General features: G+C 39.7%; 2 protein-coding genes and 1 pseudogene. All 3 read left to right on the top strand.

Annotation, left to right across the window (positions count from 1 at the left end):
- Positions 1 to 690: pseudogene (locus HMPREF9018_RS02555) on the top strand (site-specific integrase); the annotation flags it as partial.
- Between the two features lie 70 nt (positions 691 to 760).
- The gene (locus tag HMPREF9018_RS02550; protein ID WP_008447540.1) at positions 761 to 1,228 is read left to right on the top strand and encodes a hypothetical protein; all 468 of its coding nucleotides are present in this window, start codon (positions 761 to 763) and stop codon (positions 1,226 to 1,228) included.
- Positions 1,229 to 1,452: 224 nt separating this feature from the next.
- Positions 1,453 to 1,846: hypothetical protein (locus tag HMPREF9018_RS02545; protein WP_008447538.1), on the top strand; the 394-nt coding region annotated here is incomplete at its 3' end.

Genomic DNA, 1,846 nt, shown 5'->3' with positions numbered 1-1,846 from the left:
GGTAAGCCAGCGTATTGTTCGCTATAACCCATTTGAACATGCGGAATACGAAAAAGTAGAAAAGGCTATCCGCTTTCTTAGTAAGAGTGATGTGAAAAAACTGATGGCTATGAAGATATGTGATAGTGATGCCGAGCTTGCCAGACAGATGTTCGTGTATTCTTGTTTTACAGGTTTATGCCATTGCGGATATGGAAGGCTTGAAGTTTGGGCATATTAAGAGCGCAGCGGACGGACAAATGTATATAAGAAAGGAACGTCAGAAGACTAAGGTGGAGTTCATTGTGCCGTTACATCCCTATTGCCAAGACGATTATCGAGCAACAAAGAAAGCTACAAGCAGTGAAAGAAGAAGGCTGTAACACGGATGTGGATAATCGTCTTATCTTTCAACCTTGTTGTAGCAGAAATGTGTTAGCAGCGAAGCTAAGCATCGTAGGCAAGGCTTGTAGTATCAAGCAACGCTTGTCCTATCACATGGGAAGACATACCTTCGGCACGATGTGCCTAAGCGCAGGTGTTCCTATCGAGAGCATAGCCAAGATGATGGGACACGCATCAATTGCAAGTACGCAGATTTATGCACAGGTGACGGACTGCAAGATTTCGGAAGATATGGACAGGCTCATTGCCAAGCATAAGTGTACTAATGAGATAATGGAAAAGGAAGCATATAAAACAGTGGTGTAAGGTCAGAGGGGAAAATGAACTTTCGGGCATCACAAAATGATAACAGATAATCAATGAAAGAGGTGTGAATATGAAAGCAAAACATAATGAAAAGGACGACCAGAGAAAGGCAGAGTGTAATCAGTCCGATGACAATATAAGAAAAGCTATCGAACGTAGCTTTTTTGAGTGGAGCGATGGTATGCGTGTTATTCGTCAAGGCAAGGGAGAGGTTGTTATGACGGAGGGCGAACTGGCGAAGTTTTTCGGAGTTAGTTGGCAGAAAATTAATCATAAGGTCAGGCTTATAAAACAGACTATGTGTTTGAAGCCTTATGAGATAGAAACAGCTAATGCCATCAGTAGCGTAAGTAAGCAGGGGGATAGCGTGGAGAGTTATGCACCACTTTGCCCCTTACCCATTATCATCGCCCTTTCATTTCATCTTGACAGCGTAGAGGCAGGTATGTTTAGGAAATATCTCTGTCAAACGCTGCGATCCCCTGCGCCAACATTCATTCCTATTATTGTTGATACAAGTGGCGTACAGGGTTGCTGAGTGGCAGTTATATATACTACTGATTATATCCTTTTTTCTTTCACAGTTATATCTTACTACATAACTACATTAAAGGTAAAACGGTGAAAGAGAAAGGATTAACGAGTAGTTACAATATAGGATATACAGAAACTACAATATGACTACTTTTCTAAAGGTATGCTGCGTTTTGGCATATCCAGTATATAACTTTGCAACCAAATAAATTAAAGATTTATAAACTTATGCCAAATTTGATATATTGCTGGGAGGAATTCTATCGCATATCTCCTAAGAATAGTAAGATGATAGAATGTTCAGCTACGGGAACACATCCGTGGAAAGTTTGCTATAACAGAAGAGTAGTAGGCGACTTCTATAGGTTGGAAGGTGGACAAGAAGTTCTCTTTGCATGGACAAGCAAAGGATTTTGTTTTTCTGAATACGGAGGAGATAATTGGCAAATGGTATACCCAGATACCTCTTTTCGCATAACTCAGGAATTACAGAAACTTTTTAAAATAGAAAGAAATAATATGAGTAACAAAGAATTATTAAACAATGAAGAACTAATAGAAAAGATAACTAAAGAAGCATTGCCTGAGGTGTTTTCCTCTATTCCTTGGAATATATCTCTGC

This window comes from Prevotella amnii CRIS 21A-A (assembly GCF_000177355.1).
In the GTDB taxonomy this organism is placed as follows: domain Bacteria; phylum Bacteroidota; class Bacteroidia; order Bacteroidales; family Bacteroidaceae; genus Prevotella; species Prevotella amnii.
Note: the sequence above shows the minus strand (reverse complement) of the source record. Positions and strands in the feature narration are given on the sequence as shown.